The organism is Treponema sp. (genome assembly GCF_045657965.1).
In the GTDB taxonomy this organism is placed as follows: domain Bacteria; phylum Spirochaetota; class Spirochaetia; order Treponematales; family Treponemataceae; genus Treponema_D.
The window spans coordinates 1-7,974 of the sequence record NZ_JAZOUG010000045.1 but is presented as its reverse complement, the minus strand read 5'-3'; the positions used below and the strand labels follow the sequence as shown (position 1 = coordinate 7,974).

At 35.4% G+C, this 7,974-nt stretch carries 8 protein-coding genes; 7 read left to right on the top strand and 1 reads right to left on the bottom strand.

All coding sequences use genetic code 11. The features are described 5' to 3' along the window. From ACKI5B_RS01690 to ACKI5B_RS01660, 7 genes are all read left to right on the top strand, one after another. A partial coding sequence (locus ACKI5B_RS01690; RefSeq protein WP_407425221.1) for a nucleotide sugar dehydrogenase occupies positions 1 to 1,092 on the top strand: 1,092 nt, incomplete at its 5' end. 52 nt (positions 1,093 to 1,144) lie between these two features. After that, complete coding sequence (locus ACKI5B_RS01685) at positions 1,145 to 1,666, top strand: helix-turn-helix domain-containing protein (RefSeq protein WP_407425220.1); 522 nt, start codon at positions 1,145 to 1,147, stop codon at positions 1,664 to 1,666. Continuing rightward, a complete protein-coding gene (locus ACKI5B_RS01680) occupies positions 1,657 to 2,406 on the top strand; it encodes a HipA domain-containing protein (RefSeq protein WP_407425219.1) in 750 nt (249 codons plus the stop codon). Before ACKI5B_RS01685 ends, ACKI5B_RS01680 begins: the two co-directional genes overlap by 10 nt. Next, a complete protein-coding gene (locus tag ACKI5B_RS01675; RefSeq protein WP_407425218.1) occupies positions 2,403 to 3,572 on the top strand; it encodes a GumK N-terminal domain-containing glycosyltransferase in 1,170 nt (389 codons plus the stop codon). The genes ACKI5B_RS01680 and ACKI5B_RS01675 overlap by 4 nt, the downstream gene beginning before the upstream one ends. A 4-nt stretch (positions 3,573 to 3,576) precedes the next feature. Then, positions 3,577 to 3,993 carry a GtrA family protein gene (locus ACKI5B_RS01670; protein WP_407425217.1) on the top strand — a complete coding sequence of 139 codons (417 nt, stop codon included), beginning with the start codon at positions 3,577 to 3,579 and terminating at the stop codon, positions 3,991 to 3,993. After that, complete coding sequence (locus ACKI5B_RS01665; RefSeq protein ID WP_407425216.1) at positions 3,986 to 4,948, top strand: glycosyltransferase family 2 protein; 963 nt, start codon at positions 3,986 to 3,988, stop codon at positions 4,946 to 4,948. The genes ACKI5B_RS01670 and ACKI5B_RS01665 overlap by 8 nt, the downstream gene beginning before the upstream one ends. A 9-nt stretch (positions 4,949 to 4,957) precedes the next feature. Next, entirely contained in the window at positions 4,958 to 6,673 is a 1,716-nt protein-coding gene (locus tag ACKI5B_RS01660; RefSeq protein WP_407425215.1) for a glucosyltransferase domain-containing protein, read from the top strand. A 49-nt stretch (positions 6,674 to 6,722) separates the two neighbouring features. On the opposite strand, the gene ACKI5B_RS01655 is transcribed toward ACKI5B_RS01660, so the two are convergent. Beyond that, a partial coding sequence (locus tag ACKI5B_RS01655; RefSeq protein ID WP_407425214.1) for a hypothetical protein occupies positions 6,723 to 7,974 on the bottom strand: 1,252 nt, incomplete at its 5' end.

Here is a 7,974-nt window from a genome sequence, read left to right as displayed (position 1 = left end):
GCCTCCGACTTTGATTTGATTAACAGCAAAAAATCTCCTATCCGCGATAAAGAAATTGAAGAATATCTTGCCACAAAAGATTTAAATCTCAAAGCTACCACGGACGCTCGTTCTGCTTACACAGATGCGCAGTTTGTGATTATTGCAACCCCAACAAATTATGACCCTGCAAAAAATTATTTTGACACTTCAAGCGTCGAGGCCGTAATCGAACTTGTTCAAAAATACGCTCCAAATGCAGTAATTATCATAAAATCTACGATTCCAGTCGGCTACACCGAAAGTGTTACAGAAAAATTCGGTTTAAAAAATATTCTCTTTGCTCCTGAATTTTTGCGGGAAGGTCACGCCCTTTATGACAACCTCTACCCCAGCCGCATCGTCGTTGGAACGCCAAAAAATAATCCTGAAATGGAAAAAGCCGCACATACTTTTGCAGAACTTTTACAGCAGGGCGCAATTAAAAAAGACATTCCGGTTCTTTACACGCACACAACCGAAGCTGAAGCAATCAAACTGTTTGCAAACACTTACCTTGCACTTCGCGTAAGTTATTTTAACGAACTCGATACTTACGCTGAAATGCACGGACTGGACACACAGGCAATTATCGGCGGTGTCTGTCTTGATCCTCGAATCGGCGATGGATACAACAACCCGAGTTTCGGTTACGGCGGCTACTGTCTTCCAAAGGATACAAAACAGCTTCTGGCAAACTATGCAAACATTCCGCAAAATCTTATGACGGCAATCGTAGAGTCCAACCGCACCCGAAAAGAATACATAGCGCACCATGTCTTGAGCCGTAATCCGCGCACAGTAGGTATTTTCCGCCTTACCATGAAAGCAAACAGCGACAACTTCCGCCAGAGTTCAATTCAGGATGTCATGAAACTTCTGCGCGGTGAAGGTGTTGAAGTCGTAATCTACGAACCTACGATTTCTCAGGACGAATTCGAGCGGTTCCGTGTAGAGCATGATTTTGAAGCTTTCAAGAAAAACTGCGATGTTATTCTGGCAAACCGATTTACGGAAGAGCTTTCCGATGTGCGGGGAAAGGTTTATACAAGAGATATTTACATGCGGGATTAACTAAAAGAAATAAAATATTGACAGCACTTATCTTTTAAAAGATAATTAACGCATGGATCTTCTTTCTGAATTAAAACTGCGAAGCATCTCAATCAATGAATGTTCTAAAAGAACCGGTATTCCTTACGGAGCGTTATACCCTTTGGTTAAAGGTGAGAAGAAAATTGAAAAATGCGAGTATGCGACGTTAAAAAAACTGTCTGACTTTTTCTCATGCAGTATAGAAGATTTATTTTCAACAATTGAAGACTTTTCTGTATATTGGGAAGATGAAAAAACTGCTGATGTAATTTTTTCTGAAAGTCAGGCACAAATTACACGCTACACGACCAATCCTGTAAAACAGATTTTTTCAAAAGATACATTGAGTCTTTTTGAACTTGGAGAAATCCTGAAATGGCGTTGCTGGGACGAAAACCGCGAAAACATCGAAAAATATCTATTTAAGCTTGGACTAACAGAATTCAATCCATATAAAATCTGCAGAAAAACTCATGGGGTAATGTTTCAGGATAAAATCTGGTTCAAGTACAAAGGTGAAAATCTTTCTTGGGATGACGTAAAATGCAGTTAGAAGAGTTTTACATTGATGATACTTTTTTAGTTCGTACAAGCGGTACCAGCGACGGCACTCAAGATAAGTTTTTCAAGAATGGTCTTTGGTTTAAACTCGACCGATATGGTGGCGAAGGAATTGCAGAATGCGTTGCAAGTATTATTCTTGAGGAATGCGGATTAGAATCCTCAAAATTTGTAAAATATACTCCTTGTCTAATAAACGGCAGATCAGGCTGCTACAGCAAAAACTTCTTGAACGAAGACGAAGCTTTCATAACATTATACAGGCTTTACAAAAATGTAACAGGACGAGACCTTGCTGATGTCTGTTCTAAAATGGATTATGATGATGCAATTGAATATGTTATCAATTTTGTAAAACAGCAGACAGCTCTTGATATTCATGAATATTTAGCCAATACTTTTGCACTCGACAAAGTAATTTTAAATGATGACAGACACTTCAACAACATGGGGATAGTCTATAATGGAGTTGATTTTAAAACAGCCCCTATTTTTGACAATGGAAAGTCTTTTTTAATCGGTAATAAAAAAGCAAGGCAATTTGATAATATTTCTGACAAAATTAAGACAGCGTTTGCAAAATGTTTCAGCCCGTCATTTGACATGAACGCCAGATATCTGCAGAAATATCAAACTGTTAAAATTTCACTTGGTTGTATTAATGAAATTAATAAATTTAAGACCGACAAAATTTCTGAAATGATTAAAATTTTAGAGGAAACTTTAAAATGAGTATTAAAAAAATCACTTTCCTTACCGCACATAACTGGAAGTCAAACCGTCTCGGTGGTTTTCATAAATTTGCTGAAGCTGCATGCAATGCTGGAATCGAAACCGTTTTTTTTAGTTTTCCACGCCCCTACTATGCTTTTTTTATGCATCAGGAGCTTTTTAATAAAAAATCGATAAGGGAACTTCAGAAAGGAATCACTTACGAAATCGGAAAAAGCAAACTTCATAATGTAACGCTTGCAACAATGAAATTTCCGAACAGTGCGAACAAGATTTTTTCTGACAACATGATGAATTCTCTGGAGCGGTTTTCGTTTACCAGTTTCCGCCGATTCGCAAAAAAATGGCTGGACGGAACTGATGTCTTTGTCTTTGAAAGTTCGGACGGCATGATTTTTATCGACCGGCTCAAAAAAATGTACCCCAACGCAAAAATGGTCTACCGCCCCTCAGACCCCCTCATGTACGACGGCGCGCTTTCCCGTTATGTTACAAACGAAACCCATATCATGAAAACGGCAGACCTCAACATCATCGTAAATCAGGAAGGTCTGGATTTGTACCGCCGAAAAATCCCTGACTTTGACACGGCGATTCACTATACGCTCCTTTCAAACGGTGTTGACATCGAAAGTTACGAAAAATCATATGATGTGCCGAAACTTCTTAAAAAACCGAATACAATCCTGTATGTAGGAGCCTGGGATGTTGAGTGGAATCTGCTTTTTGAAGCTGCAGATAAAACTCCTGATTTTAATTATATTGCAGTCTGCCCTAATTATCCTTCTTTCGAAATTCAGGAAAAAGTCAAATCATACAAAAATCTCTTTTATGTACCGGGAATTTCGCCTGCCGAAGTGCCTGCATGGATTACAAACTGTTCTGTTGTTATGGTTCCTTACGTTACAGATTTTTACAAAAACCGCCCGCTTGGAATCACTGCAAAATACTATCAGGCAATGGCAGCCCATAAGCCGATTGTAGCCTACTGCGACACGCCGAAGCTAAAAGAAGCCGGAGTAGATGTAACTTACACCTATGATGATTTTATCAATGCTGTACGCAAAGCCGTCAATCAAAAAGAATGTTCGTATCAATTTGATTTGTCCAACCGCCGTTGGGAGAATATCACGTCAAAATTTCTGGAACTGCTCGAAGGACTTTAAAATTATGCCAAGATTTATCGATGCAAAACTTTTTAAATTTTTAATCGTTGGAGTTATAAACACAATTGTTGGTGCTGGTACTATGTTTCTCTTATACAATGTTTTTGAATGCAGTTACTGGATAAGTTCAGCCTGTAACTACATTGTCGGAGGAATATGCAGTTTTCTTTTAAACAAATACTTTACATTTAAAAATCACAAAAAAAGCTTTGTACAGATAATTCAATTTTCAGTTCTTCTGGTTATCTGCTACCTGATTGCCTATATTGGAGCAAAACAGCTTGTTTACGCATTGCTTGCTGACTTTAGTATAAAAATTCGAGATAATATTGCTATGTTTACAGGAATGTGTCTTTATACGCTTTTAAACTATATTGGTCAGAGATTTTTTGTTTTCAAAGAGGAAAATGTAAATGGATAAAAGTTTCGCCCCCCCCTGTACAGCTGACAAGCCATATATTTCGGTCGTTGTTCCATGTTTTAACGAAGAAGAAGTTCTTCCAATTTTTTATGATGAAACATTAAAAGTTTTAAAATCAATTAACTGTGAAAATTATGAATTTGTTTTTGTTGATGACGGTTCCTCTGATTCTACAATAAAAATCTTCCGGGACATTTCAGAAAAGAATAAAAAAGTTCATTTTATAAGTTTTTCAAGAAATTTCGGTAAAGAGGCAGCAATTTATGCAGGTCTCAGTAAGGCAAACGGCATTTTTACGGCAGTAATGGATGCCGACATGCAGGATCCGCCTTCTCTTTTACCGCAGATGCTTAAAGCACTTACGGAAGAAGGATTTGACTGCGCCGCTACAAGAAGAAGTACACGAAAAAATGAACCAGTTTTGCGCTCTTTTTTCGCACGTAAGTTCTATAAAATTATGCAGTCTATGTCTGATGTCAAAGTTGTGGACGGAGCAAGAGACTTCCGCCTTATGAGCGAAACTTACAGAAAAGCAGTTATTTCTTTGTGCGAAAGGAACCGCTTTACAAAAGGAATTTTTCCATGGGTCGGTTTTAACACAAAATATTTTGAATACGAAAATGTAGAACGGGCTGCAGGTAAAACAAAGTGGTCTTTCTGGAAGTTATTTAAATATTCCATTGACGGAATAATTGGATTTTCTACAAAACCTCTGGCACTGGCTTCGTTTCTTGGAGTTTTTATGCTTCTGGTAGCTTTTGCTTTCCTTATTTTTATAATCGTACGAAAGATTTTGAACGGTGACCCTGTTCAAGGCTGGGCTTCTATGGCATGCATAATAATTTTTGCAAGCGGACTTCAGCTTTTTACCACAGGTATACTGGGGCTTTATCTTTCAAAAATTTACATTGAAGTAAAGCAGCGCCCAATTTACATAGTTAAAGAGGAAAAATAGGAAATTAAAATGAAAAATTTTATAAAAACAAAATCACAACTTTTCGCTACGATTATTTTTGCTTTTTTATTGATTTTTTGTGTTCTTATTACGATAACTAAAATCGACAATATAATTTTAAAACATGTAGAAGTTTTCTTTCACAAAACGCTCAGAAATCCTGCACGCTGGATTGATGTCCTTCAGAATTCCGCCCGCCTTTTTGGCTGTACATTCGCTCTCATTTATTTTCTATGCTTTATCGAAAAAGGAAAAGCTCTTTGCACAAATATTAAAAAGACACTTTTTGACTGCAACGGAATTCTTTTTTCAAAAAGGAGTTCATACTTTTTTGCAGGAACTGTTTTTTTTCTTTTATTTGCCTATTCAAATGTGATTCTTGCAAACTATTTTTATGCTGATGATGTATTCAGAAACTATGGTGGAAACAGATCCTGGATTGGCTTTTCCCGTTATATTTCTGAATTCGGCTCTATTTTAATTCATAACAGTTTAAAGCTTAACGATATTGCTCCTCTCACCCAGATTATTGCAATTGTTATTTCCAGTGCAACAGTACTTATTCTTTCCGTTTCTCTTACAGAAACAGTTTCTGTCAAAAATATTCTCGTACTCTCAGTGATTTTTATTTCGCCATTTTATGCCGAAAACATTTCGTACAGATTTGACTCGCCGTACATGGCGTTAAGCCTTTTCTTTTCAGCAGTACCGTTTTTATTCAGGAAAGACACAAAATCATTTGTCTTCACTTCAATTATATGTCTTATTTTAACTTGTATTTCCTATCAGGCTGCTCTTCCGCTTTATATACTGGCAGCGATTTTTATTTTTCTGAATGATTTTATAAACAGCAAAGAATTAAAAGATAATTTATTTTTTGCTGCAAAATCTGTAATTTCTTTTGTTGCCGCACTTGTAATTTTTAAATTTCTCTTCATGAACAAAATGTCAAATGGCGCAGATGATTATTTTTCAACAAGGATTATGATTTCTGCGCTTTTACCTAATGTAATTCAATATGTTAAAACTACATTTTCTTTAAATGGCGGCTTTTTAACAAAGATATTTTTTATACTGTCGATTATTGCTGCAATTTTTAATGCTGTAAAAATATCAAAACAGAACAAAATCATTACATTTTTTGTTTCCGCAGTTCTGATTGTTGTATCATACGTTCTTTCATTCGGGCCTTACCTTGTTTTTGAGCGGCCTGCATTTACGTCACGTGCATTCATGGGATTTAATGTTTTTGTTTCATTTATTTTACTCGGATCCATTCAAAGTTCAATAAATGTAAAACCGGTTTTAAATCTAACCAGCCGTATAATAGCATTTTTATATGTGTACTCATGTGTAGTTTTTATGTTTACTTACGGAAACTGCCTGAAAAATCAAAAAGAATATGAGAATTTCCGGCTCAGCATGATTCTTCATGATTTATCAGAATTTACAATAGATGAATCAAAACCAAATGTAAGTTTTGAAGGTGGAATGGATTTATGCCAGAAAAGCCATATTGCAATGAAAAACTACCCGCTTTTAAAACAAATTGTTCCAAGAATGCCGGGCAGTTCATCAACTTGGAATAAAGAATTACTTTCTGCCTGCAATTTTGAATGTACGGATGAATACACTCAAAAAGATGAAAGTTTCGAACTTATAAAGAAGTGCTCATACCATGAAATTTACCAGAACGGGAACAATTTTATTGTTGTATTAAAGTAAAATAACCTTTTACAGAGTTCAACCATAACTCTTCTTTTTTGAAGAGTTATTATTTAAACGATTTAATAAAATCTTCCTGACTTCTATATTCATACACTCTGAACTTAGAATCCTGATAAACAATTTCGGCGTTTTCAAAAATAAAAGCAGATGATGATGAATAAATTTCTTCAGATACAAGCAAAAAAGTCTTCCCATTATGTACTTTATTAGTCAATCTGAGAGGTGTCAGCCATGTACTTGTTTTAAATTTATCAGGTAAGGCATCTTTACCATTTTTACGAACTTTTTTTAGGGGTACAACTTCAATTTTTTCTTCTGAAAAATAAGTAACAATATTGGCAAAGTCAAAAGTGCTGTAGCCGAATGTATAATCAGAGTCTTGTCTACATTTTTCATTAAGGAAAGTCATTACAGGTTTTATATCTTTATTGTTATCTCTTGTAAGATATCCCTGAACAGAAGTATACGAAGATGTGAATATGCTTACAGCAAAGAAAAATCCTAATCCATATCGCTTTAAAACAGAAATATGGTCATCTTCAATGAAAACAATGATGCACGGAATCATGTAAGCAAGGATCGTTATATAATAACGACCGATAAATTCTGTGTGATAATATAAAAATGAATTAAAACCGATTGTGCAGAGAGTAAAAATAAGCAGAAGACGTTTTTCAGTAGAAATATCGCTTTTTCTTGAGGCAATAAAATTAACTATAAATAGTGTCAGTGCGCAATATACACAGATATTTATAACTCCGCCAGGTGTAAAGACTGCAATATTCTGCTGATAACCAAAGGCACAGATTATAGTTGTTATAAGTTTCTGTAAAGGCACATCTCCAAAGAAATTGAATGTAACATCATTCCACTGTGAAAAATTGTAAAGTGAATGAAGTCCAGCATTATTGAATAAATAACCGATACCGCTGAAAAGCAAAGCAATAAAGCTGACAAATAAAGCTTCATTTTTAATAAAGAATTTTTTTGCATCTGTGAATGATTTAATTTGTGAAATATTTCCTTTTTTTGAACTAAGAATTGTAAGTGCAAGAAAAAGAGGAAACTGATAAATCAAAATATATCGGATTGTCGAAAGCCCTGAAATAAATGCAAGTATATAAAAAATAATCAGAGACCGTTTTTTATTTTTTGCAGTTCCATTCAAAATTGGAATAAAGACAGCAAGAGTCAAAAATCCTAAAACAATGTGCGGTATATAATAATTTCCCCACCCGATTACATAAAAATGAAGTTCAGACCATGGGCAGACAAGAAGAGAGGAACCGAGCATTTTA

Bases quoted from the DNA above. Each gene is read 5' to 3' on its own strand.
- ACKI5B_RS01660 (WP_407425215.1), top strand. From the start codon at position 4,958: ATGAAAAATTTTATAAAAACAAAATCACAACTTTTCGCTACGATTATT.
- ACKI5B_RS01665 (WP_407425216.1), top strand. From the start codon at position 3,986: ATGGATAAAAGTTTCGCCCCCCCCTGTACAGCTGACAAGCCATATATT.
- ACKI5B_RS01675 (WP_407425218.1), top strand. From the start codon at position 2,403: ATGAGTATTAAAAAAATCACTTTCCTTACCGCACATAACTGGAAGTCA.
- ACKI5B_RS01680 (WP_407425219.1), top strand. From the start codon at position 1,657: ATGCAGTTAGAAGAGTTTTACATTGATGATACTTTTTTAGTTCGTACA.
- ACKI5B_RS01670 (WP_407425217.1), top strand. From the start codon at position 3,577: ATGCCAAGATTTATCGATGCAAAACTTTTTAAATTTTTAATCGTTGGA.
- ACKI5B_RS01685 (WP_407425220.1), top strand. From the start codon at position 1,145: ATGGATCTTCTTTCTGAATTAAAACTGCGAAGCATCTCAATCAATGAA.